The following is a 21,755-nucleotide window of genomic DNA, read 5'->3' as shown; positions in this document are numbered from 1 at the left end:
GACAGGCGACGGGCCCCTCAGAGCCGCCGGGTCGCGAGCGTCAGCCGGTCGCGGGCATCGAAGAGCGCGTCCTTGATCATCTGTTCATGGGCGGGGGTGAGTCTGGCCACCGGCACCGAGCAGCTGATCGCGTCGCGGGCCGGGGTGCGGTACGGGATCGCGATGCCGAAGCAGCGCAGTCCCAGGGTGTTCTCCTCGCGGTCCACGGCGTAGCCCTGCTCGCGGACGAGACGCAACTCCTCGATGAGCTTCTCGCGGTCGGTGATGGTGTGCTCGGTGAGCGGCGCCAGCGTCTCCGGCAGCATCTTGCGCACCTGCTCGTCGCTGTGGGTGGCGAGCAGCGCCTTGCCCAACGAGGTGGAGTGGGCGGGCAGCCGCCGGCCGACGCGGGTGAAGGGGCGCAGATAGTGCTGCGACTGGCGGGTGGCGAGATAGACGACGTTGGTGCCGTCGAGCCGGGCGAGGTGGATGGTCTCGGTGGTGTCGTCGGAGAGCCGGTCCAGGGTGGGGCGGGCGGCCGCGACGACCTCGTCGCCGTCGATGTAGGAGGTGCCCACCAGCAGGGCGCGTACGCCGATGCCGTACCGCGTGCCCGTCGCGTCCGTCTCCACCCAGCCGAGCTCGACCAGGGTGCGCAGCAGCATGTACAGGCTGGACTTGGGATAGCCGACGGCCTCCTGGACCGCGGCGAGTGAGTGCATACCGGGTCGCCCGGCGAAATACTCGAGCAATTCCACCGTCCGTACTGCGGACTTGACCTGTGCCCCACCGGAATCGGCAGCCGACATTGCTCTTCGCCCCTTCTTGACCGCGCAGAACGCCCGGAAATAGAGTCCCCACATATTCACCATCGGGAACTCTGTTCAGAATACCGAACAACTCCTGAGGGGTGGCAGAAGACCGGGAAGGAAGCCACGGTGGCAGCAGCACCAGTCTGGAGCGTCGACCCCCGTACGGGGAACCCGCGTGAGCAGGTTGCGGTCGAGTCCACAGCCGAGGAGACCGACCGGGCCGTCCGTGCCGCGCACGCCGCCCGCCCCGCACTCGCCGACCGGAGTGTACGCGCGAGCCTGCTGCGTACCGCCGCCGATCTGCTCGACGAGGCGGGCGAGCACGTCATCGAAGCCGCCGACGCCGAGACCGCGCTCGGCCCCACCCGTCTCACCGGTGAACTCGCGCGCACCACCGCCCAGTTGCGTGCCTTCGCCGATGTCGTCGACGAGGGTGCCTACCTCGACATCCACATCGACCACGAGGACGGCACCCGCACCCCGCCGTGGCCCGATCTGCGCCGCTACAAGATCCCCCTGGGTGTCGTCGCCGTCTACGCCGCCGGCAACTTCCCGCTCGCCTTCTCCGTACCCGGCGGCGACACCGCCAGCGCCCTCGCGGCCGGCTGCCCGGTCGTCGTCAAGGCGCACCCCGACCACCCGGCCACCTCCGAGCTGTGCGTGTCCGTACTGCGCCGCGCAGCCCACCGCGTCGGCCTGCCCGAGGACGTCATCACCCTGGTCCACGGCTTCGATGCGGGCGTCGAGCTGGTCGGGCACCCGCTGGTCGCCGCGGCCGGCTTCACCGGTTCGGTACGCGGCGGGCGCGCGCTCTTCGACGCCGCGGCCGCCCGGCCCGCCCCCATCCCCTTCCATGGCGAACTCGGCTCCCTCAACCCCGTCGTCGTCACCGAGGCCGCCGCAGGGGAGCGCGCCGAGCAGCTCGGCGCCGGGCTTGCGGGCTCGATGACCCTGGGAGAAGGACAGTTCTGCACCAAGCCCGGTTTTGTCCTCGCTCCCGTGGGTGACGCCGGGGACCGGCTGCTGAAGTCCCTGACGGCCGCCGTCAGCGAGACCGAGCCGGGAGTGATGCTCGACCACCGGATGCGCGGCGCGTTCGTCGAGGGCGTACGGAAGCGGGCCGAACTGCCGGGAGTGGACGCCCCGATCACCCCTGGCGCGGGCGGCGAGCACACCGTGAGCGCCGGCTTCCTGTCCGTACCGGCACGGCTGCTGGCCGCCGAAGGACCGCACGACCTGCTGCTCGAGGAGTGCTTCGGCCCCGTCACGGTCATCGCGCGCTACGCATCCGACGCCGAGATCACCGCGGTCCTCGGCCGGCTCCCCGGCAATCTCACCGCCACCCTCCATCTCTCCTCGGGTGAGGCCTCGGGCGAGGGGCGGGGCGCCGAACTGCTCGCCGAACTCACCCCGCTCGCGGGCCGCGTCCTGGTCGGCGGCTGGCCGACCGGCGTCGCGGTCGCCCCCGCCCAGCACCACGGCGGCCCCTACCCGGCGACCACCTCCACCTCCACCTCGGTCGGCGCCACGGCGATCGAGCGCTGGCTGCGCCCGGTCACGTACCAGACCACTCCCGCGGAGCTCCTCCCGCCGGAACTGCGCGACGACAACCCGCTCGGACTGCCGCGCCGGGTGGACGGCCGCCGGGAAACTCCGGGAAGCTGAGTACGTGACCGACCCGATCAACCTGCCCGAACTGCCCTTCCCGCTGCGTCCGTACGGCCCCGAGGCCCACTGGACGTACGAGAAGGGGACACTGACCGGCTGGGCGGGAGCCCGGCAGGACCGATTCGTCCCACCCGCGGGCGAGGCACTGGAACCCGCCTCCGACGCGCCGCGCCTGCTCGGCGCGCCGGAGGGCGATTTCCAGCTCATCTCGCGGGTCACCGTCGGCTTCGGCGCGGCCTTCGACGCCGGGCTGCTCTATCTGCACGTCGGTGAGCGGGAGTGGGCCAAGCTCTGCCTGGAGCTCTCCCCGGACAAGCCCACCATCTGCACGGTCGTCACCCGAGGTCACTCCGACGATGCCAATTCCTTCGTGGTCGACGGCGACACCGCATGGCTGCGGATCAGCCGCACCGGCAAGACCTTCGCCTTCCACGCCTCGACGGACGGCGAGCGGTGGACCTTCGTACGGATCTTCGCGCTGGGGACCGAGGAGGAGGCCGGGGCCGCACTCGTCGGCTTCATGGGGCAGTCGCCGGTGGGCGAGGGGTGCGTGGTGACGTTCGACGGGATCGAGTACCGCCCGAGCTGGCCCGAAGGGCTGCGCGACGGCAGCTGACCAACCCCCCGGGTGGAAGGTGCCGTGGGCAGTCACTGCCGGCGCGGCAGCCGGAGCAGCGTCGCCAGTGCCGTGGCCGTCAGCAGCCCTGCGCTGATCAGCAGACTTGTGCGCATACCGGCTGCGAAGCCGTCGGCCACCAGCGCGCCGAACACCGCCACACCCAGCCCGCTCGCCGTCTGACGGGCGGCGTTGAGCACGCCCGCCGCGAGTCCCGCCCGCTCCGCCGGAACCGCCTCCAGCATGGCCGCGGTGAGGGGCGGCAGGGCGGTGCCAACCCCTACGGCCAGTGGAATCAGCAGCAGTGCGAGCCACAGCGGAGGAGTGTCCGCGTTGACCGGAAGCAGAAGCAGCAGACCCGCGGCCGCGACCAACTGGCCCAGGAGCATGGGCAGCCGGGGCCCGTAGCGGTTCGCCAGCTTGCCGGAGAGCACATTCACCACCACGACCGGCCGCAGCCCCCTGCAATGGCTGCTGCACCAGCGCATCGAGCGCGCCCGCGAGCTGCTCGAGACCACCACTTTGCCGATGGACCAGGTGGCGCGGGCCGGAGGCCTCGGTACGGCGGACTCGCTGCGCCGGCACATCCAGCGCCGCGTCGGGCTGCCCCCCAGCGCGTACCGTGCGTCCTTCAGCCGGATCGCCACCATGAGCTGACCTGCGCACGCCGGCCAGGTCTACGACTTGCGGAGCACCCCGCCGTACTCGTAGATGCGCTTGTTGAGCACGGTTGCGCCGAGGTAGGGCGCCAGGGCCTCGTGCACCGGAGCCAGCGCAGGCTGCTCGGGGTCGGGGCGCCAGTCGACCAGGTTCACCAGTCCCGGCTCGACCGGCTCCAGCCCGTCCAGGAAGGCGTCGAGCTCGGCCGGCGTGCGGGTCTGCCACGGAACGCCGCTCCCGGAGATGTGCGCGGTCATCTCCGCACCCCAGGCCGGGTCGTCGCAGACGACCTGCGACAGGCCCAGATAGCTGCCCGGTGCCGCCTGGTCGAAGATCGTCCGAAGAACCCGGCGGGGGTCGTCGGCGTCGCTGAGGTGGTGCACCACCGACAGGAACAGCACCGCCACCGGCTGGCTGAAGTCGATCAGACGGTCCACGTCGGGATGGTCGAGAATCGCCTTCTGGTCCCGCATGTCGCCGGTGATCACCGCGGTGGTGGCGTCGTCGGCGAGCAGCGCCCGGCCGTGCGCCAGAACGATCGGGTCGATGTCGACGTAGACCACACTGGCATCGGGCACGAACCTCTGGGCCACCTGGTGCACATTGTCGTCGGTCGGCAGCCCGCAGCCCATGTCGATGAACTGCCGGATGCCGGCCTCCTGCGCCAGATAGCGCACGGCCCGGAAGAGGAACTGACGGTTCTGCCGGGCGATGTCCACACACTCGGGGAAGTCCGGCAGCGTGGAGAGCAGGAAGTTCCGGTCGACGTCGTAGTTGTCCTTACCCCCCAGCATCCAGCCGTAGGCGCGTGCCGAGGTGGGCACGTCGTAGGGGATCGAGGTCGTTTCGGACCGATTGTCACTGACCACAGCGCGCACTCCGCTTCTCCGGCAAGGGCACAGGGGATTGGGCCCGTTGTGGCGAGGCTACCCTCTGATCCATGTCCCGACGGAGTGGTTGCCGATCCCTCAACGCGCAGTCCTGTCAGGGAATTTGGCGGCCGGACGGCAGCGGCAGCAGGGCATGCCGTCCGAAGCCGCACCGGGAACGATCCGGTGGTGCGCCTCACAGTGCGGCCGGCGGCGGAATGAGCCGGGGCGGGAGCGCGTTGACATCGCAGCGGCGGACACCTCCGTACCCCGGCACCGTACGACCCTGGAGAGAATGAGCATGCGCGTCGAGATCTGGAGCGACATCGCCTGTCCCTGGTGCTACATCGGGAAGGCACGCTTCGAGAAGGGACTCGCGGCGTTCGCCCACCGCGCCGAGGTCGAGGTGGTGCACCGCTCCTTCGAACTCGACCCGAACAGGGCCAGGGGCGACATCGCCCCGGTGATCGACATGCTGGCGCTGAAGTACGGACGTACCCGCGAGGAAGCCCGGTCCATGGAGGAGCACGTCGCCTCCAACGCGCGCTCCGAGGGGCTCGGCTACCGCACCGAGGGGCGTGATCACGGCAGCACCTTCGACATTCACCGGCTGCTGCACCTGGCCAGGGCCCGCGGCCGTCAGGACGCGCTGCTGGACCTCGCCTACCGGGCGAACTTCGCCGAGGAGCGGTCCGTCTTCGACGCCGAGATCCTCGTCGACCTCGCGGTCGAGGCCGGTCTGGAGGCCGACGAGGCCCGGGCGGTCCTCGCCGACGAGGACGCGTACGCCGACGACGTACGGGCCGACGAGCGCGAGGCCGCCGAGCTGGGGGCGACCGGGGTGCCGTTCTTCGTCCTCGACCGCCGCTACGGGGTCTCGGGCGGACAGCCGGCCGAGCTGTTCACCAAGGCGCTGGAGCAGGCATGGCAGGGCCGGGCGATCACCCCGATCGGCACGGACGCCGCGGCCTGCGACACCGACGGCTCGTGCGAGGTTCCGCAGAGCTGACCGGCCGGCCGGGCCGGCCCTTGGGTGTTGCCGAACGGTTCCCCTGAACGATTCGCGATTGACCAGCGATTGAGGGGGCCGCAGGGTGATCCCATGGAGACCATGGGCGGCGCCGAGTTCGCGCCGGACAAGACGTATCTGAACACCGCCGCCTGCGGGCTGCTGCCGCGCCGGACGGTCGGGGCCGTGACGGCGCTTGCCGAGGAGCTCGCCGCGGGCCGGCCCGGCGGCGCGGGTGACTTCTCGGCCGTGACCGCCACCCGGCAGTCCTTCGCGCGCCTCGTCGGCGTGGACGAGGAGCGGGTGGCCGTCGGCGGTTCGGTCTCGGTGCATGTCGGGCTGATCGCGGCCTCGCTGCCGCCCGGCGCGGAGGTCCTCTTCCCGGAGGGCGAGTACGCATCGGTCATCACCCCCTTCACCGTGCGCGGCGACCTCGAACTGCGCTATGTGCCGCTGGAGGGGCTCGCCGGAGCGGTGCGCCCGGGTACCGCGCTGGTGGCCTTCTCCTCCGTGCAGTCCGCCGACGGGCGGATCGCCGATCTGCCGGCGGTACGCGCCGCGGCGGCCGCGCACGGCGCCCGTACGCTCGTCGACGCCAGTCAGTCGGCCGGCTGGCTGCCGCTGGACGCGGGCGCCTGGGACTTCACGGTCACCGGTGGCTTCAAGTTTCTGCTCTGCCCGCGCGGCGTCTCCTTCCTCACGCTGACGGAGGACGCCCAGGTGTCCGTGCCGCCGGCCCACGCCGGGACCTTCGCCTCCGAGGTGCTGTGGGGGACCACCTACGGGCCGGTGGAGGAACTCGCCCGTTCCGCCCGCCGTTTCGACGAACCTCCGGCGTTCCTCTCGTACCACGGGGCGCAGCAGTCACTGGCGCTGCTGGAGGAGACCGGCATCGACGCGGTGCATGCCCACGACACCGCGCTCGCCCGGCGCTTCAGGGACGGTGTGGCCGGGCTGGGCCACGACCCGGTGCCGGGTGAGTCCGCGATCGTCGCCGTGCCGGGGCTCGGTCACCGTGTCCCGGAGCTGGCCCGCGCGGGCGTCGTCGTGTCGGAACGGGCAGGCCATCTGCGGGCCGCGTTCCACCTCTACAACTCCGCCGCCGATGTGGACCGGTGCCTCGACGTCCTGTCCGGCTGACCAGGACGGAAAGGGGGGCGGGGGCAGCCCGTGTACCACGGGCTGCCCCCGCCCCCCTTTCCGTGCCGTCACCGCACGGGAGTGAAGTCCCGCGCCCCGATGAACTCCGGGCGCGGCACCGGCGCCGCGAAAGGCTGCACCGCCGCGTTCTCCACGCTGTTGAAGACGATGAAGACATTGCTGCGCGCGTACGGGGTGATGTTGTCCCCGGAGCCGTGCATACAGTTGCAGTCGAACCACGTCGCCGAACCGGCCTGCCCGGTGAAGAGCCGGATGCCGTGCCGGTCGGCGTACCGCGTCAGCGCCTCGTCCGACGGGATGCCGGCGTCCTGCATCTGCAGCGACTTCTTGTAGTTGTCGCTCGGTGTCTCGCCCGCGCAGCCCAGGAACGTCTTGTGCGACCCGGGCATGATCATCAGGCCGCCGTTGGTGTCCAGGTTCTCGGTCAGCGCGATCGAGACCGAGACGGTGCGCATGTTCGGCAGGCCGTCCTCCGCGTGCCAGGTCTCGAAGTCCGAGTGCCAGTAGAAGCCGGAGGCGCCGAAGCCCGGCTTCACATTGACGCGGGACTGGTGGACGTACACGTCCGAACCGAGGATCTGCCGGGCTCTGCCCACCACCCGTTCGTCGCGCACCAGACCGGCGAAGATCTCGCTGAGCCTGTGCACCTCGAAGACCGACCGTACGTCCTGGGACTTCGGCTCAATGATCGAGCGTTCGTCGGCCCGTACCTCGGGATCGGTGATCAGTCGCTCCAACTCCCCGCGGTAGAGGGCGACTTCCTCCGGTGCGATGAGCTGGTCGACGGTGAGGAAGCCGTCCCGCTCGAAGCCCGTCAGGTCGGACGGGACGATCGGCCCGGGCGCACCCGGTGCCGACCAGACGACCGGGTCCTGGCGCGGGGTGGTCACTTCGCCCACACCACGGGTCGGGTAGAGGTCGGTGCGTACAGCGGCGGTGGTCATGGTCAGCCCTCCTCGGTCAACAGCGGGTAGACGCCGTTCTCATCGTGGTCCTCCCGTCCGGTCACGGGCGGGTTGAAGACGCAGACACAGCGGAAGTCGGTCTTGGGGCGCATGGTGTGGCGCTCATGGCCGTCCAGCAGATACATCGTGCCGGGCTCGATCCAGTGCGTCTCGCCGGTCTCGTCGTTGGTGAGCTCGGCCTCACCCTCCACACAGAGCACGGCCTCGATGTGGTTCGCGTACCACATCGACGTCTCCGTACCCGCGTAGAGCACGGTCTCGTGGAGCGAGAAGCCGACCTTCTCCTTGGCGAGCACGATGCGCTTGCTCTCCCAGGTGCCGGACGAGGCCTTCACATGGCGCTCGGTGTTCTCGATGTCACTGAACGATCGGACGATCACGGTGGATGGGCCCTTCTGTGTTGCGTGTTCTGTGTGTTGCGTGCGGGTCGTCAGGCGGTCTCGCGGACGGACCGGGCCAGAATGCGCAGGCCCTCGTCCAGCTCCTCGGGGGTGACGGTGAGCGCCGGAAGCAGCTTCACCACCTCGCTCTCCGGGCCGGAGGTCTCCAGCAGCAGCCCCAGTTCGAAGGCGCGGTGGCAGATCGCCGTGGCGCGCGCCTTGTCCTCGAACTCCATGCCCCACACCAGGCCGCGGCCCCGGAAGCTCACGCCGGCCCCGTCCAGCTCGTCGACGATGGCCAGCATCGCCCGCTCGATCTGCTCGCCGCGCGCAAGCGTCTGCTTCTCCATCTGGCCGTCGGCCCAGTAGGTGTTGAGCGCGGCGGTGGCGGTGACGAAGGCCGGGTTGTTGCCCCGGAAGGTGCCGTTGTGCTCGCCCGGCTGCCAGATGTCCAGCTCCGGCTTGAACAGGCAGAGCGCCATGGGCAGTCCGTAGCCGCTGATGGACTTCGACAGCAGGACGATGTCCGGGGTGATCCCGGCCTCCTCGAAGGAGAAGAAGCCGCCGGTGCGCCCGCAGCCCATCTGGATGTCGTCGACGATCAGCAGCATGTCGTGGCGGTGGCACAGGTCCTGGAGCGCACGCAGCCACTCGGCGCGGGCAACATTGATGCCGCCCTCGCCCTGCACCGTCTCGACGATGACGGCGGCGGGCTTGTCCAGCCCGGAGCCCTGGTCCTCGAGCATCCGCTCGAACATCAGGAAGTCGGGTACCTGGCCGTCGAAGTAGTTGTCGAACGGCATCGAGGTGGCGTGCGCCAGCGGGACGCCGGAGCCGGCCCGCTTGAAGGCGTTGCCGGTGACGGCGAGCGCGCCGAGCGACATGCCGTGGAAGCCGTTGGTGAACGAGACGATGGACTCGCGCCCCTTCACCTTGCGGGCGAGCTTGAGCGCCGACTCGATCGCGTTGGCGCCGGTCGGGCCGGGGAACATGACCTTGTACGGCAGGTCGCGCGGCCGCAGGATCACATTCTCGAACGACTCCAGGAAGGCACGCTTGGCCGTGGTGGCCATGTCCATGCCCTGGGTGATGCCGTCACGTTCGATGTAGTCGATCAGTGCGCGTTTCAGCACCGGGTTGTTGTGCCCGTAGTTGAGCGACGCGGCGCCGACGAAGAAGTCGAGGTAGGTGTGTCCGTCCTCGTCGTGGAGGTAGCTGCCCTGGGCGCGGTCGAAGACGGCCGGCCAGTTGCGGCAGTAGCTGCGGACCTCCGACTCCAGGGTCTCGAAGACACTCAGGGCGGGCGGGGTGATGGTCATAGCAGTCTCCAGGGGGTGTGGGGGGTCAGACGGAGAGGGGGCTGATGCGGTACAGCACTTCCGGCTGGTGCGCTTCCTCGGGGAACAGCCCTGCGTCGAAGAGGACTTCGCGCTCCAGCTGTGCTCCGTGGCGCTGCGCGTACGAGGTGAAGAGGCGATCGGATGCGGTGTTGTCCGGGGTGATGGTCGTCTCGATCTCGCGGACCCCACGGCTGCCGGCGACCTTGGCGGTCAGGGCGTCCAGCAGGACGCCGGCCAGGCCCCGGCCGCGGTGCTCCTGGTCGACGGCGACCTGCCAGACGACCAGTGCCTCCGGACGCTCAGGACGGATGTAGCCGGTGACGAAGGCGATCGGCTCTCCCTCGGCACCGCGCGCCACCACGGAGGTGGCGGCGAAGTCGCGACACCACAGCAGATAGCTGTACGAGGAGTTCAGGTCCAGGACCTTGGAGTCGCGGGCGATGCGCCAGATCGCGGCTCCGTCCTCCACTCGTGGGGTGTCTATCTCCAGGAATTCGCTGGGGGCGGCTCGTACAAGGTCTTTCTGTGCGGCGGTCATGCCGAGGAAATTTACCGAGCAAATTCAAAAAATGCATCGAGGGAAGGGGTTGGGTGACGCGACTCGTTGTGTTATCGCGCGGGCGCGGGCGCCAGGCCGATTCGCGCGCTGTTTGGGTGGGTTTGTGCCGGATTTAAAGGGCATATCGGAAGCTCTGTGGAGTAGGTCACAGGTCCGTAACCACCTCGAGATCTGCCCGAATTACGTCGATCCATCTTGTTGGAATCTTGGTGTTTAGGATCGGGGAACGGGGGCAGAAGAATATGGGAAGCTGCCCATAAAAAGCAGCTTCCCGCATTCTTTGATTTAACGTCGATTTATGTTCCGGGGGAATTCTGCTTGATGCGGTGCTGTCAGCGCCAGGCCTCGGTGACCGCCCGCCGGGCCGCCTCCAGATCCACCACCGAGGCGCCCGCCGCGCTCGCTGCCCCTGCCGCGCCCGTCTCGGCGAGTGCCGCGCCCAGCGCGGCGAGCGAGGACTGGACCGTGCCCCGCGTGGCGTCCACGCCGTAGTGATTGACCCGGATCATCTCCTTGGCCAGTGCCCCGCCGCCCGCGATCAGCGGCAGCGACGGATCGGCCTCGAGCGCCTTCGCGACCAGCTCGGAGGCGTCGACTCCGGCCGGGGTACGCAGCGTTGTGGCCACCGGGGCCGCGTCCCGCGCCTCGTCGACGTACGGCTCAAGGCCGCCGCCGAGCGCCGACGCGCCCGCCCGCGTGGCCGCCGCGGCCGAGGCGTGGCGGGACATCAACGTGTCGAGACCCTCCGCCTCGATGCGCTCCATGCACGCCTCCAGGGCCAGCATCTCCAACTGGGCGGGGGCGTGCAGCAGCGCCTTGCGGTCGCCGTCGATCCAGCGCTCCTTCCAGTCGAGGAGGGAGAGGTACGAACGCCGGGGCGCGGCCGGGTTGGCGGCGAACCGCTCCCAGGCGCGCTCGCTGACCGACACCGCGGACACCCCGGCCGGGCCGCCCATCGCCTTCTGCGCGCCGATGACGCACAGGTCCACGCCCCAGACGTCCGGCAGCAACGGCTCGGCGCCCACCGACGCCACCGCGTCCAGCATGAACAGCGCGCCGTGCGCCCGGACCACCTTGCCGATCTCCGCGACCGGATTGGTGTTCCCGGTCGCCGCCTCGGCGTGCACCAGGGAGACGAAGTCGATCTCCGGGTGCGCGGCCAGCGCCTGTTCCACCTGGGCCGCCCTCACCGCGGTGTGGAAGGGGACCTCGAGGTCGACGACGTTCGCCCCGCAGTCGCGCAGCCAGTTGCCGAAGGTCTGCCCGTACGGGCCGGTGATCACGTTCAGTGCGGTCGAGCCGGGCCGGGCGCCGCCGCGGATGCAGCCCTCAAGGGGAAGCAGCGCCTCGCCCTGCATGATCACCACGTCCTGCTCGGTGTCGAGAAGCGCGGCCACGCGGCGCTCGACGGCCGCGAAGTGCGCGGCGGTCAGCGGGGCCAGGTCGAGGAGGGGGTGCGTCACAGTGATGCTCTCTCTTCGTGTCTCTGCCGGTGTCCGGCCTGCCCGGCCGAGGGTACCCAGGGCCTCGTACAGTGCTGGACATGAGCGATCACACGGTGCTGCACATCAGGGGGCGGGTGCTCCTCGGTCCCGAGGAAGCGAGGGACGAGCTGTGGGTGGTGGACGGCAGGATCACCTACGACCGGCCGCGCGCCGAAGCGGTCGGCGTCACCGGCTGGGCGCTGCCCGGCCTGGTCGACGCGCACTGCCATGTCGGGCTCGACCACCATGGCGCGGTCGACGAGGCGACCAGCGAGAAGCAGGCGCTCACCGACCGGGACGCGGGCACACTGCTCATCCGGGACGCCGGATCGCCGGCCGATACCCGCTGGACAGACGACCGCGCGGATCTGCCGAAGATCATCAGGGCGGGCCGTCATATCGCGCGTACCCGGCGTTACATCCGTAACTTCGCGCACGAGATCGAGCCGGAGGACCTGGTCGCCTACGTCGCGCAGGAGGCGCGGCGCGGCGACGGCTGGGTCAAGCTCGTCGGAGACTGGATCGACCGTGACGCGGGGGATCTGACCGCCTGCTGGCCGCGCGGCGCAGTGGAGGCGGCGATCGCCGAGGCGCACCGGCTGGGCGCGCGGGTGACCGCGCACTGCTTCGCCGAGGCCGCGCTGCGTGACCTGGTCGAGGCGGGCATCGACTGCATCGAGCACGCCACCGGGCTCACCGAGGACACGATCCCGCTCTTCGCGGAGCGAGGTGTCGCTATCGTCCCGACGCTGGTCAACATCGCCACGTTCCCCGACCTCGCGGCGGGCGGCGAGGCCAGGTTCCCCGACTGGTCGGCCCATATGCGCCGGCTGTACGAGCGCCGTTACGACACCGTGCGTGCGGCGTACGACGCCGGCATCAAGGTCTTCGTCGGCACGGACGCGGGCGGCTCGCTGGCCCACGGACTGGTGGCGGCCGAGGTGGCGGAGCTGGTCAAGGCCGGTATCCCGCCGGTCCAGGCCCTGTCGGCGACGACCTGGGGGGCGAGGGAGTGGCTGGGGCGTCCGGCGCTCGAGGAGGGTGCACCGGCGGATCTGGTGGTCTACGACGACGATCCACGGGCGGATGTCAGGGCGCTGGCGGCGCCTCGGCGGGTAATCCTGAACGGCCGCGTGCTCGGCTGACCGGCGCGGCGCGGCCGGCCGGCCCGGCCCGGCGCCGCGCTGCTGTGTCGGCCTGCTGACCTCCGGACCCGCTGACCGGACCCGCTGACCTGACGTGTTGACCTGACGTGTTGACTGGATGTGTTGACCTACAGGCGTGTTGAGCTGTTGACCCGGCGTGACGCGAGGGTTCTGCCGCTCGTTGAAGCACTTCACGCGCGAGCCCGCGAGGTGGGCCGGCGCGCTGCCCGTACGCCGCGACAGGGGCGGTTCAGGGGAACGTCCGTACCTCAAGAATCGAAAATGAGCGCGGAAACCCCACGTTGGAGTGAACTCACGTCAGGTGTCTGTGGGTTCACTCTCAGTGCGTAAAGATTCCGGTGTTCCCGTCGCCGCCGCCCACGAGTCCCCGTGGGGCGGCCGGCGACGCCGTGTCTCCCGTGGGGGTTCCACCACCTTGAACAGCAACACCTTCCGCATGCCCGCACGCACCCGCGCACATCGCTGCGCCGCCGCGACGACCGCCGCCGCGCTGTTCGCATGCCCCCTGGCCGTCGTTGCCCTCGCCGCCCCGGCGCACGCCACCGGGGGCGGTGGCGACGGGCGGGCGAGTGCGGCGGTCCTGCGTACCGGTCTCGATGTGTCCCTGGTCGACAAGACCGTCGACGTCCCCCTCAAAGCCACGCTCAACGAGGTGCAGGCCCCCGCGAGCGCCGAGAAGACCGTGCTGGCAGTGCAGTTGGACGGGGTCGACCGGGGCAGGCCCTTCCAGGTGCTGCGGGCGGACGTGGCCACCGCCAAGGCCACCGCCGACCGGCACAGGGCCGAGGGCTTCGCCCGGCTCGCCCGCGCCAGGGTGCATGTGCCGGGACTGCCACTGCTCTCGCTGATCGAGGTCGAGAAGGTCACCTCGAAGGCCGTCTGCGAGGCGGGCAAGCAGCCGGTGGCCGAGTCGAATCTGCTCGGGCGGGTGCGGGTCCTCGGCAAGAAGGTCACGCTCACCACAGGTGGCACCACCAGGGTCGAGGCGCCGGGAGTCGGTGAGGTGACGCTCGACCTGTCGAAGACGCGCACCACGTCCCGTACGGCCGCCGCCACCGCACTCGAGCTCAAGGTCTCGGTGAACCCGCTCGAGCTCAATGTGGCCGAGGTGGCCGGTACCGTGACCCTGGCCGAGGCGACGTGCGAATCTCCCGAGACGCCCAAGGCCCCCGTCGAGCAGGAGACGCCCGCCGCGGAGAGCCCCGCCGGCCCCGGTGTCGAGGCGCAGTCCGGCTCCGAGCCCGCCAAGGAGAACCTCGCCAAGACCGGCGGCAGCTCCACGACGCGCTACATCGCCGGCGGCGCGGTCGTCCTGCTGGCCTTCGGCGGCGCCGCGATGGTGCTGGCCCGCGCCCGTGCCCGGAGCTGACGTGCAGCGCCCGGGCCCCACTTCTGCCCGGAGGGGCCCGGGTGTCAGTCGCCGACCATGGTCAGCGCCTGGTCGAGCGCCTGCAGAAAACGATTGGTCGTCGCCCGGTCGCGTACGGCAAGACGCAGCCAGCCCGGCCCGAGCCCCGGGAACGTATCGCCGCGCCGGGCCGCGAAGCCCAGACCCCGCAGGCGTTCGCGCACCTCGGCGCCGCGCCGGACGTGGACGAGTACGAAGGGGGCCTCGGCCGCCTCCACCACCCGTACCTCCTCGAACTCCGCCAGCCCCGCCAGCAGATGGGCCCGGTCCGCCGCGATCCGGTGCGCGGCCTGCGCGGCCTCCTTGAGCGCGGCAGGCTCCATGCACGCCTCGGCGGCGGCCAGCGCGGGCGTCGAGACCGGCCACAGTGCCTGGGCCCGCTCCAGCGCCGCGATCGTCTCCGGCTCCGCGAGCACATAGCCGATCCGCAGCCCCGCAAGACCCCAGGTCTTGGTGAGGCTCCGCAGTACCACCAGGCCCGGAACGTCGGTCCGCCCCGCCAGCGCCTCCGGCTCGCCGGGCACCGCGTCCATGAAGGCCTCGTCCACCACCAGCAGCCGCCCGGGACGGGCCAGTGCGGCGATGTCGGCGGCCGGATGCAGTACGGACGTGGGGTTGGTCGGATTGCCGACCACCACCAGATCCGCGGCGCCGGGGACCGCCGCGGGATCGAGCCGGAAACCGTCCGGCTCCCGCAGCAGCAATCGCGCCACCTTGTGTCCCGCGTCCCGCAGGGCCGCCTCCGGCTCCGTGAACTGCGGGTGCACCACCAGAGGGTGACGCACCGTCAGGGCGCGGGCGAGCAGGACGAACGCCTCCGCCGCCCCCGCCGTCAGCAGCACCCTCTCCACCGGCACCCCGTGCCGCTCAGCGACTGCCGCCCGCGCCGCCCGCCCGTCCGGGTAGGCGGCGAGGGCGGCCAGCGAGCGGGCGATGCGCTCGCGCAGCCAGGGCGGGGGAGTGCCCGTACGGACGTTGACCGCGAGATCGGTCAGGCCCGCGGCCCCGTCCCGTACCTCCGCATCACCGTGGTGCCGCAGATCGTGTGGGTCAGTGTGCGTGTGCATGGCTGCCGTGGTGGTGAGGGCCGTGCCCGTGGCCGTGGTGGTGCCCGTCGTCGTCCGGGTGGAAGTGCGGCTGCTGAGGCAGCCCCACCTTGTCCTCGAAGCCGGGCAGCGCGATCCGGTACACGCAGGTGTCGCAGTTCATCCGGATGTCGCCGGCGACGGCCTCCCGGTACCGTTCCATGACCAGGTCCAGCAACTCCTCGGTGGGGCCGATCACATCGGCCGAGAGGACGTCCACCTCGGGGTGCGCCTCCGCCCATCCCTGCGTCTGCCGGCGCACGCGGTCCGGCAGGATGCCGGTGAACAGGAAGTACGGCAGGACGACGATCCGGCGGGCGCCCAGCTTCACGCACCGGTCGAGCCCGCTGGGCACGTCGGGAGCCGCGAGCGACACGAACGCCGTCTCCACACCCGCGTAACCCCGCCCCTCCCACAGCAGCCGGGCCGCCTTGAGCACCTCGGCGTTGGCGTCCGGGTCGGTCGAGCCGCGGCCCACCAGGAGCACGGTCACATCGGCGCGGTCCTCGGGCGTACGGGACGTGGTGCCGAGCGCCTCGTCGAGCCGCCGCTCCAGCACCTTGAGCAGCGACGGGTGCGGGCCGAGGGGGCGGCCGTAGGTGTACGAGATCCCGGGGTGCCGCTCCTTCTCGCGGGTCAGCGCCGCCGGGATGTCGCCCTTGGCGTGCCCTGCGGAGACCAGCATCAGCGGCACGGCGGCGAAGCGTTTCACACCCTGCTCCACCAGCTCGGTGACGGCTTCGCCGAGAGGGGGCGGGGACAGCTCGATGAAGCCACCCGCGACGGGGAGTTCGGGGTGGCGGCGCCCCAGCTCCCGTACGAAGTCGCGGAAGGCCTCGGCCCCCGCTTCGTCACGGGTGCCGTGGCCGGCGATCAGCAGTGCGGGCGGGGTGGTCACGCGGTCTCCTTGATGTGGGGGTGGTACAGCAGGGCGTTGAGTGCGGCAGCGGCGACCGCCGAACCGCCCTTCTCCGAAACATTGCTGACGGCCGGCAGCCCGCTCGCACGCAGCGCGGCCTTGGACTCGGCCGCGCCGACGAACCCGACGGGCAGGCCGATCACGAGTGCGGGCGCGGCGTCCAGGACGAGGAGCTCCTCGAGCGCGGTGGGAGCGCAGCCGATCACCCAGATCGCACCGGGCCCCACCTGCTCGTACGCGAGCCGGATCGCATGGGCGGAACGGGTCAGCCCCGGGCCGGACCCGGCGTCCTTGAGCCGGCAGACCGTCTCGCGCCGGGTGATCCCCGCGGCGACCATCTCGACATCGGCGACGACCGGAGCACCGGCGTGCAGCGCGGCGTGCGCGGCAACGAGGGAGTCCTCGTCGCAGACCAGATCGGTGGCGTACTCGAGGTCGGCGGCGGAATGGATGACCCGCTCCACGACGGCCCGTGTCAGCGGCGGAAACCCGCTGGTGTCGAGCCGGGAGCGGAGCCGCCGGAAGGACTCCTGCTCGATGGGGTGAACGACGCGGCTCACGAGGCGACTCCGGAGTGACGACGGGCGGTTCGGGGGACGGGGCCGGCTGCCCCGGTGCTGCCCGGGATCGGCGCGGGGGCGCGGCCCGCGTGCGCTCGGGCGGTTGGCGTCCTGGTCTTCGCCGAGGGCCACGCAGGGCTGTCGGATCCGCGCCGCAGGGATGCGGCGGACTCGTCGGCAGTGGACCGCCCGGCCTTGTCGCAGCCGCAGGGCGGCGCGGGCGCGCGGTACAGGTCCGCCCGGGCGGATGCTGCCTCCCTCTGCGGCGACGGCCTACCGGCCTCGGCGCGGCGGGTGGACGCGGTGGGCATGCAGCGCTGGTCCGCGTCGGCGCGGGGCCGCGACTCGGAGACGCGGCGTGGCTTCCCGCGGGCGCCGCCCCACACATCCCCCAGCGCGGGCGTGGCGCAGGCGGCCGTCACGACTGCCACCGGTAGCCGCGTGGCGCACGCGGCCCTCACGACTGCCACCGGTAGCCGCGTGGCGTCACCATGCGGCCCGCGATCTCGCGCGTGGCCGTGTTGCCGACCGTCACGACCGTCATCATGTCCACCGTCGCCGGATCCAGTCCGGCGAGTGTGGTCAGGCGGCTGGATTCGTCCCCGCGCGACGCGTTGCGTACGACACCCACCGGCGTCGCCGGCTCCCGGTGCCCGGCCAGGATCGACAGTGCCTTCGGGAGCTGCCAGTCGCGGCCGCGACTGCGCGGGTTGTAGAACGTCACCACGATGTCGGCCTCCGCCGCGGCGCGCACCCGGCGCTCGATGACCTCCCACGGCGTGTGCAGATCGGACAGGCTGATCGAGACATGGTCGTGCCCGAGCGGCGCGCCCAGGATCGCGGCGGCGGCGAGCGCTGCGGTCACGCCGGGCACCCCCACCACGTCGATGTCGTCGGCCGCCTCGGCGAGGGCGGGGGACGCCATCGCGTACACGCCCGCGTCACCGCTGCCGATCAGCGCGACGGCATGCCCCGCGCGGGCCTCGGCGACGGCGGTACGGGCCCGCTCCTCCTCGGCCCCGAGACCGGACTCGATCACCCGCGTGCCGGGCCTGAGCAGATCACGGATCTGGTCGACGTACTGATCAAGGCCGACCAGCACGGAGGCGCGGCGCAGTTCCTCCACCGCGCGCGGGGTGACCAGATCGCGTGCCCCGGGGCCGAGCCCGACCACGGCCAGCCGTCCACGTGCCGACCTGCGCACCACCGCGCACGTCGCCATGGCGGCCCGCCCCTCGGGGCTCGACTTCCGCTTCGGCACCAGGAGTTCGCCCCCGTCCGCGAGCGCGGCGGCCTCCGCGACGGACGGCGTGCCCACGGCGGCCAGCGGCGCGCCGGACGGGTTCGGCACCTCGATCGCGGCCAGCTGCTCGGCGGCGTACGTCACCAGGGGCACCCCGAGCCGCTCGGCGGCCGCGACGATTCCGGGCTCCTCCGCCTTCGCGTCCACGGTGGCCAGCTCCACGACGCTGCGCGCCGAGAGGCCGGCCTCCCGCAGGGCCTCGTCCACGAGCCCGAGGACTTCCTCGACCGGAGCGCCCTTGGACGCCCCGACCCCGACGACGAGCGACGGCGGCCGCAGCACGGCGTCGTACGGCCCGAGTTCGACGATCCGGTCGGTGACCTGCAGAACGGCGCCGCCATCCGCATCCCCCCGGACCACGTTCCCCGGCAGCGGCGGCAGCGGCCACACCCCGTCCGAACGCAGCGTCACCCGCTCGCCGTCCAGCAGCGACCGCGTCACCGCCGCGACCGCGCCCTCCACCGGCCATCCCAGCGTGTCCAGGCCCGGGACGTCCGTCGCGTCGGTCGCCGTCGTCACCACCGGGGCGCAGCCCAGTACGTCCGCGACCTCGGCCGCCAGTTCGTTCGCGCCGCCGCCGTGACCGCCCAGCAAGGAGACCGCGTACCGCTGCCCCTCGTCCACGCACACCACACCCGGGTCCGTCGTCTTGCCCGCCAGCAGCGGGGCGACCAGCCGCACCACCGCACCCGTCGCCAGGAAGCACACCAGCTGCTCGCACTCCGCGAACGCGCGCTCCACCGACTGGCGCACCGGGCCGTCGTACACCCGGGTGCGGCCGGGCCAGGCCGAGGCCAGCCGGTCGCGAGCCGCGGCGCCCGCCGCCGTGGCGGAGATCAGGCCGATCACTGAGTCGCTCCTTCATTCACCGAATCCGCGGGGCGGTCGCCCCACAGCAGGAAGACAGGGTTGGCGGCCGCCAGCCGCGTCACGTCCCCGGGCAGCGGGGCCAGCCGCGACGAGTGCAGCAGCACGCCCTCGGACACCAGACCCGCCTGGGAAAGTGCCTCCCGCACCGCGGGCACCCGGTCCAGCGCCGCCAGCGCGACCACCACCGTGCGCCGCGCACGCCGCGCGCACACCGAGACGATCGCGGGCAGATCCGCACCCCCACCGCCGATGAACACCGCGTCCGGGTCCGCCAGATGCGACAGCACCGTCGGCGCCGCGCCGTGCACGGCCCGTACGTCCACCCCGTGCGCAGCCGCGTTCGCGCGGATCCGCTCGACGCCGTCGGCCGTCTTCTCCACGGCTGCCACGGCCGCCCCGAACCGCGCGCACTCCACGGCCACCGAACCGGACCCGGCGCCGATGTCCCACACGAAGTCACCCATGCGCGGACCGAGCCGTGCCAGCGCCAGCGCCCGCACCTCGAACTTGGTGATCATCGAATCGCGGTGCTCGAACTCGGCCTCGTCCAGGGCCCATCGGTCCGGACCCGGCCGTGCGCCGGCCACTGTCTTCTGCGCCGGGGACAGCGCCCGCCGCTCGTCGAGGCAGATCACCACGCTCACGGCGTCCCACTCGCGCGCCGCCGCCTGGGCGGGCGTCATCCGCTCGATGCGCTCGTGCTCGGGGTCGCCGAGCGCCGTCGCCACCACCAGCGTCCGCTCCGCGGCCCGGTACGCCAGCTCGGCGCCGAGCTCCGCGGGGCCCGCGCCGGGACCGGTCAGCACAGCCGTCTTGGGATGCGCCCGGCACACATTGACCGCGGTCCGCAGATCACGGCCGTGCGCGCTGACGACGACCGCGTCGTCCCACGGCAGTCCGATCCGGGCGAAGGCGACCGCCACCGACGGCACCCCCGGCCGTACATCCAGCGCGTCCGCGCCGAAACGCTCGGCCAGCGACCGTACGATCCCGAAGAATCCGGGGTCGCCCGAGGCGAGCACGACCACCTGCGCCGCGCCGTCCGCCCGCTCCTTGTCGATCACGTCGAGCGCGGGCGCGAGCGGCCCGAGCACCACCTGCTGCGCGTCGACCGGGAGCTCGGCAGCCGCCAGATGCCGCCGGGCACCCACCACGAGCGTGGCCGCGGCCAGCGCCTCACCGTCGCGTACGGACAGGGGAGCCCCCGTCCCCGTACCGATGACCGTGATCACGGGGTCGCGCCCTGACTGTCCGGAGCAGCCTGAGCGTCCGGAGCAGCTTGAGCGCCCTGCGCGCGCAGCGCCTTGCGGGCGGCCGGATCGGCCTTGCGGAAGCCGTGGAAGTGCCCCGGGTGGTACAGGTGCGACCGCGTCCCCGACGCCGCCAGCGCCGGGCCCACCAGGAAGAGCGTGTGCTTCCAGAGCTTGTGCTCCTTGACGGTCTCCTCCAGGGTGCCGATCGTGCAGCGCAGGATCAGCTCCTCCGGCCAGGTCGCCTGGTACGCGATGACCACCGGCGTAGCCGTCGGATAGCCGCCCTCCAGCAGCTCCTGCGTCAACTGGCCCGAGCGTGCCGCGGACAGGAACAGCGCCATCGTCGTGCCGTGCCGCGCGAACTCCCGTACCTCCTCGCCCGGCGGCATCGGCGTCTTGCCGCCGCCCAGCCGGGTCAGGATCACGGACTGCGCGACCTCCGGGATCGTCAGCTCGCGGTGCACGAGCGCGGCGACCGCGGAGAACGAGGAGACCCCCGGCACGATCTCGACCGCCACGCCCAGCTCCACGCACCGGTCGAGCTGTTCCTGCGTGCCGCCCCACAGGGCGGGGTCGCCGGAGTGGATCCTGGCGACTTTCAGATCCTCCGCGCGCGCCCGCTCGTACACGGCGACGACGTCCTCCAGCGACATCGCCGCCGAGTCGAGGATCTCGGCGCCCTCGCGGGCGTGGTCGAGGACAGCGGCCTGCACCAGGCTCGCCGCCCAGATGACGATGTCGGCGTCGGCGATGGCTCGCGCGGCCCGGAACGTCAGCAGATCGGCGGCGCCGGGACCGGCGCCGACGAAGGTCACCTTGCCGTGGGTGGCGGCATCGGCCATGAGCGGGAGTCCTCTCGGGTGAAGCGGGTGACGCGAGTCGTTCGTGTCATTCGGGTGGGATCTGGATCTCGAACGTGCCAAGCAGCGGTTCAATCCGCTAGCAAGGGCGCATGGCGGTGCTTGTCGCGCTCGGCGCGTTCTCGATGACGCTGTTCGGCGGCTGGACGGCGCAACGCGTCACCGACCGCCGGCACCTCGTGCTGGGCCTCGCGGGCGGGCTGATGCTCGGGGTGGTCGGACTGGACCTGCTGCCCGAAGCCCTGGAGGCGGCGGGCAACAAGGTGTTCGGGGTGCCGCAGGGGCTGCTGTTGTTCGTCGGCGGCTTCCTCGCGGCGCACCTGGTGGAGCGGCTGTCGGCCGGCCGTCGGGCGGCGCACGGCGCCGATGGGAGGCTGCCCCAGGTGGGACTGACGGCGGCCGCGGCGATGGTCGGCCACAGCCTGATGGACGGCATCGCGATCGGCGCGGCCTTCCAGGTGGGCGGCGGCATGGGCGCGACCGTGGCGCTCGCCGTCATCACCCACGACTTCGCCGACGGCTTCAACACGTACACGCTCACCAGCCTGTACGGGAACACCCGCAGGAAGGCGACCGTGATGCTCGTCGCTGCCGCGCTCGCGCCCGTCGCCGGCGCCGCGTCCACTCGGCTGTTCACCATGCCGGAGGAGTTCCTCGGCAGCTATCTCGGGTTCTTCGGCGGTGCCCTGCTCTATCTCGCCGCCGCCGAGATCCTCCCCGAGGCGCACCACGACCACCCGGCCCGCTCCACCCTGCTGTGCACCGCGGGGGGAGTGGGCTTCATCTGGCTGGTGGTGGGCCTCGCCGAGTGAGGAGGCACGCAGGGAGG

22 protein-coding genes and 1 pseudogene are annotated in these 21,755 nt (G+C 71.7%); 8 read left to right on the top strand and 15 right to left on the bottom strand.

The annotated features are described in order from the left end of the window. Window positions 1–17: 17 nt before the first annotated feature. A complete protein-coding gene (locus OG883_RS20555; protein WP_266542966.1) occupies window positions 18–788 on the bottom strand; it encodes an IclR family transcriptional regulator in 771 nt (256 codons plus the stop codon). Between the two features lie 129 nt (window positions 789–917). Between OG883_RS20555 and OG883_RS20550 the strand changes: the two genes are divergently transcribed. Beyond that, window positions 918–2,456, top strand: a complete 1,539-nt coding sequence (locus OG883_RS20550; RefSeq protein ID WP_266542964.1) for an aldehyde dehydrogenase (NADP(+)) — start codon at window positions 918–920, stop codon at window positions 2,454–2,456. Between the two features lie 4 nt (window positions 2,457–2,460). After that, on the top strand, window positions 2,461–3,075 hold the full coding sequence (locus OG883_RS20545; RefSeq protein WP_266542962.1) for a DUF1349 domain-containing protein: 615 nt from the start codon (window positions 2,461–2,463) through the stop codon (window positions 3,073–3,075). A 32-nt stretch (window positions 3,076–3,107) separates the two neighbouring features. Here the strand turns inward: OG883_RS20545 and OG883_RS20540 are convergent, their stop codons facing one another. Then, on the bottom strand, window positions 3,108–3,509 hold the full coding sequence (locus OG883_RS20540; RefSeq protein WP_323180941.1) for an MFS transporter: 402 nt from the start codon (window positions 3,507–3,509) through the stop codon (window positions 3,108–3,110). A 13-nt stretch (window positions 3,510–3,522) separates the two neighbouring features. Here OG883_RS20540 and OG883_RS20535 point away from each other — a divergent pair. Next, a pseudogene (locus tag OG883_RS20535) lies at window positions 3,523–3,732 on the top strand (helix-turn-helix domain-containing protein); the annotation flags it as partial. Window positions 3,733–3,752: 20 nt separating this feature from the next. On the opposite strand, the gene OG883_RS20530 reads toward OG883_RS20535, so the two are convergent. Further along, window positions 3,753–4,604, bottom strand: coding sequence for an SAM-dependent methyltransferase (locus tag OG883_RS20530; protein ID WP_266542960.1), 852 nt, complete (start codon window positions 4,602–4,604; stop codon window positions 3,753–3,755). A gap of 301 nt (window positions 4,605–4,905) precedes the next feature. Between OG883_RS20530 and OG883_RS20525 the strand changes: the two genes are divergently transcribed. Further along, on the top strand, window positions 4,906–5,613 hold the full coding sequence (locus tag OG883_RS20525) for a DsbA family oxidoreductase (RefSeq protein ID WP_266549257.1): 708 nt from the start codon (window positions 4,906–4,908) through the stop codon (window positions 5,611–5,613). Window positions 5,614–5,706: 93 nt separating this feature from the next. Next, the gene (locus OG883_RS20520; RefSeq protein WP_266542958.1) at window positions 5,707–6,753 is read left to right on the top strand and encodes an aminotransferase class V-fold PLP-dependent enzyme; all 1,047 of its coding nucleotides are present in this window, start codon (window positions 5,707–5,709) and stop codon (window positions 6,751–6,753) included. Window positions 6,754–6,821: 68 nt separating this feature from the next. Here the strand turns inward: OG883_RS20520 and thpD are convergent, their stop codons facing one another. The 5 genes from thpD to OG883_RS20495 all read right to left on the bottom strand — a co-directional run bounded on the left by thpD (window position 6,822) and on the right by OG883_RS20495 (window position 11,481). Beyond that, on the bottom strand, window positions 6,822–7,718 hold the full coding sequence (gene thpD / locus OG883_RS20515; protein WP_266542956.1) for an ectoine hydroxylase: 897 nt from the start codon (window positions 7,716–7,718) through the stop codon (window positions 6,822–6,824). A gap of 2 nt (window positions 7,719–7,720) precedes the next feature. Then, window positions 7,721–8,119, bottom strand: coding sequence for an ectoine synthase (locus OG883_RS20510; protein ID WP_266542954.1), 399 nt, complete (start codon window positions 8,117–8,119; stop codon window positions 7,721–7,723). Window positions 8,120–8,169: 50 nt separating this feature from the next. Next, window positions 8,170–9,438, bottom strand: a complete 1,269-nt coding sequence (ectB, locus tag OG883_RS20505) for a diaminobutyrate--2-oxoglutarate transaminase (protein WP_266542952.1) — start codon at window positions 9,436–9,438, stop codon at window positions 8,170–8,172. A 25-nt stretch (window positions 9,439–9,463) separates the two neighbouring features. Then, on the bottom strand, window positions 9,464–9,997 hold the full coding sequence (gene ectA, locus OG883_RS20500) for a diaminobutyrate acetyltransferase (protein ID WP_266542951.1): 534 nt from the start codon (window positions 9,995–9,997) through the stop codon (window positions 9,464–9,466). Between the two features lie 353 nt (window positions 9,998–10,350). Then, on the bottom strand, window positions 10,351–11,481 hold the full coding sequence (locus tag OG883_RS20495) for an alanine--glyoxylate aminotransferase family protein (protein ID WP_266542949.1): 1,131 nt from the start codon (window positions 11,479–11,481) through the stop codon (window positions 10,351–10,353). 80 nt (window positions 11,482–11,561) lie between these two features. On the opposite strand from OG883_RS20495, the gene OG883_RS20490 reads away from it, so the two are divergent. Then, window positions 11,562–12,647 (top strand): amidohydrolase family protein, encoded by a 1,086-nt coding sequence (locus OG883_RS20490; protein ID WP_266542947.1) that lies wholly within the window; start codon window positions 11,562–11,564, stop codon window positions 12,645–12,647. A 436-nt stretch (window positions 12,648–13,083) separates the two neighbouring features. Further along, the gene (locus tag OG883_RS20485; RefSeq protein WP_323180940.1) at window positions 13,084–14,037 is read left to right on the top strand and encodes an SCO1860 family LAETG-anchored protein; all 954 of its coding nucleotides are present in this window, start codon (window positions 13,084–13,086) and stop codon (window positions 14,035–14,037) included. Between the two features lie 44 nt (window positions 14,038–14,081). Here OG883_RS20485 and cobC read toward each other — a convergent pair whose 3' ends face one another. Genes cobC through cobM form a run of 7 tightly spaced genes read right to left on the bottom strand, consistent with a single transcriptional unit; the run spans window position 14,082 to window position 20,908 of the window. Next, complete coding sequence (gene cobC / locus OG883_RS20480) at window positions 14,082–15,143, bottom strand: Rv2231c family pyridoxal phosphate-dependent protein CobC (protein ID WP_266542943.1); 1,062 nt, start codon at window positions 15,141–15,143, stop codon at window positions 14,082–14,084. Beyond that, entirely contained in the window at window positions 15,127–16,059 is a 933-nt protein-coding gene (locus OG883_RS20475) for a sirohydrochlorin chelatase (protein ID WP_266542941.1), read from the bottom strand. Before OG883_RS20475 ends, cobC begins: the two co-directional genes overlap by 17 nt. After that, the gene (locus OG883_RS20470) at window positions 16,056–16,640 is read right to left on the bottom strand and encodes a precorrin-8X methylmutase (RefSeq protein WP_266542940.1); all 585 of its coding nucleotides are present in this window, start codon (window positions 16,638–16,640) and stop codon (window positions 16,056–16,058) included. The genes OG883_RS20475 and OG883_RS20470 overlap by 4 nt, the downstream gene beginning before the upstream one ends. Continuing rightward, entirely contained in the window at window positions 16,637–17,071 is a 435-nt protein-coding gene (locus OG883_RS20465; protein WP_266542938.1) for a hypothetical protein, read from the bottom strand. Before OG883_RS20465 ends, OG883_RS20470 begins: the two co-directional genes overlap by 4 nt. Window positions 17,072–17,097: 26 nt before the next feature. Continuing rightward, a complete protein-coding gene (gene cobJ / locus OG883_RS20460; RefSeq protein WP_266542936.1) occupies window positions 17,098–18,792 on the bottom strand; it encodes a precorrin-3B C(17)-methyltransferase in 1,695 nt (564 codons plus the stop codon). Then, complete coding sequence (gene cbiE / locus OG883_RS20455) at window positions 18,789–20,045, bottom strand: precorrin-6y C5,15-methyltransferase (decarboxylating) subunit CbiE (protein WP_266542932.1); 1,257 nt, start codon at window positions 20,043–20,045, stop codon at window positions 18,789–18,791. The genes cobJ and cbiE overlap by 4 nt, the downstream gene beginning before the upstream one ends. Next, the gene (cobM, locus tag OG883_RS20450; protein ID WP_266542930.1) at window positions 20,042–20,908 is read right to left on the bottom strand and encodes a precorrin-4 C(11)-methyltransferase; all 867 of its coding nucleotides are present in this window, start codon (window positions 20,906–20,908) and stop codon (window positions 20,042–20,044) included. Before cobM ends, cbiE begins: the two co-directional genes overlap by 4 nt. A 110-nt stretch (window positions 20,909–21,018) precedes the next feature. Between cobM and OG883_RS20445 the strand changes: the two genes are divergently transcribed. Beyond that, window positions 21,019–21,738: a ZIP family metal transporter gene (locus OG883_RS20445; protein WP_266542928.1), complete on the top strand. Its 720-nt coding sequence runs from the start codon at window positions 21,019–21,021 to the stop codon at window positions 21,736–21,738. Window positions 21,739–21,755 lie beyond the last annotated feature (17 nt).

Origin of the sequence: Streptomyces sp. NBC_01142, assembly GCF_026341125.1 — a bacterium.
In the GTDB taxonomy this organism is placed as follows: Bacteria; Actinomycetota; Actinomycetes; order Streptomycetales; family Streptomycetaceae; genus Streptomyces.
The sequence above is the reverse complement of the archived record's forward strand: the minus strand, read 5'-3'. Positions and strand labels throughout refer to the sequence as shown.

Excerpts from the sequence above, each read along its gene's own strand:
- OG883_RS20555 (WP_266542966.1), bottom strand. The coding sequence starts at position 788 with ATGTCGGCTGCCGATTCCGGTGGGGCACAGGTCAAGTCCGCAGTACGG.
- ectA (WP_266542951.1), bottom strand. The coding sequence starts at position 9,997 with ATGACCGCCGCACAGAAAGACCTTGTACGAGCCGCCCCCAGCGAATTC.
- cobM (WP_266542930.1), bottom strand. The coding sequence starts at position 20,908 with ATGGCCGATGCCGCCACCCACGGCAAGGTGACCTTCGTCGGCGCCGGT.
- cobC (WP_266542943.1), bottom strand. The coding sequence starts at position 15,143 with ATGCACACGCACACTGACCCACACGATCTGCGGCACCACGGTGATGCG.
- OG883_RS20525 (WP_266549257.1), top strand. The coding sequence starts at position 4,906 with ATGCGCGTCGAGATCTGGAGCGACATCGCCTGTCCCTGGTGCTACATC.
- OG883_RS20520 (WP_266542958.1), top strand. The coding sequence starts at position 5,707 with ATGGAGACCATGGGCGGCGCCGAGTTCGCGCCGGACAAGACGTATCTG.
- OG883_RS20445 (WP_266542928.1), top strand. The coding sequence starts at position 21,019 with ATGGCGGTGCTTGTCGCGCTCGGCGCGTTCTCGATGACGCTGTTCGGC.
- ectB (WP_266542952.1), bottom strand. The coding sequence starts at position 9,438 with ATGACCATCACCCCGCCCGCCCTGAGTGTCTTCGAGACCCTGGAGTCG.
- thpD (WP_266542956.1), bottom strand. The coding sequence starts at position 7,718 with ATGACCACCGCCGCTGTACGCACCGACCTCTACCCGACCCGTGGTGTG.
- OG883_RS20490 (WP_266542947.1), top strand. The coding sequence starts at position 11,562 with ATGAGCGATCACACGGTGCTGCACATCAGGGGGCGGGTGCTCCTCGGT.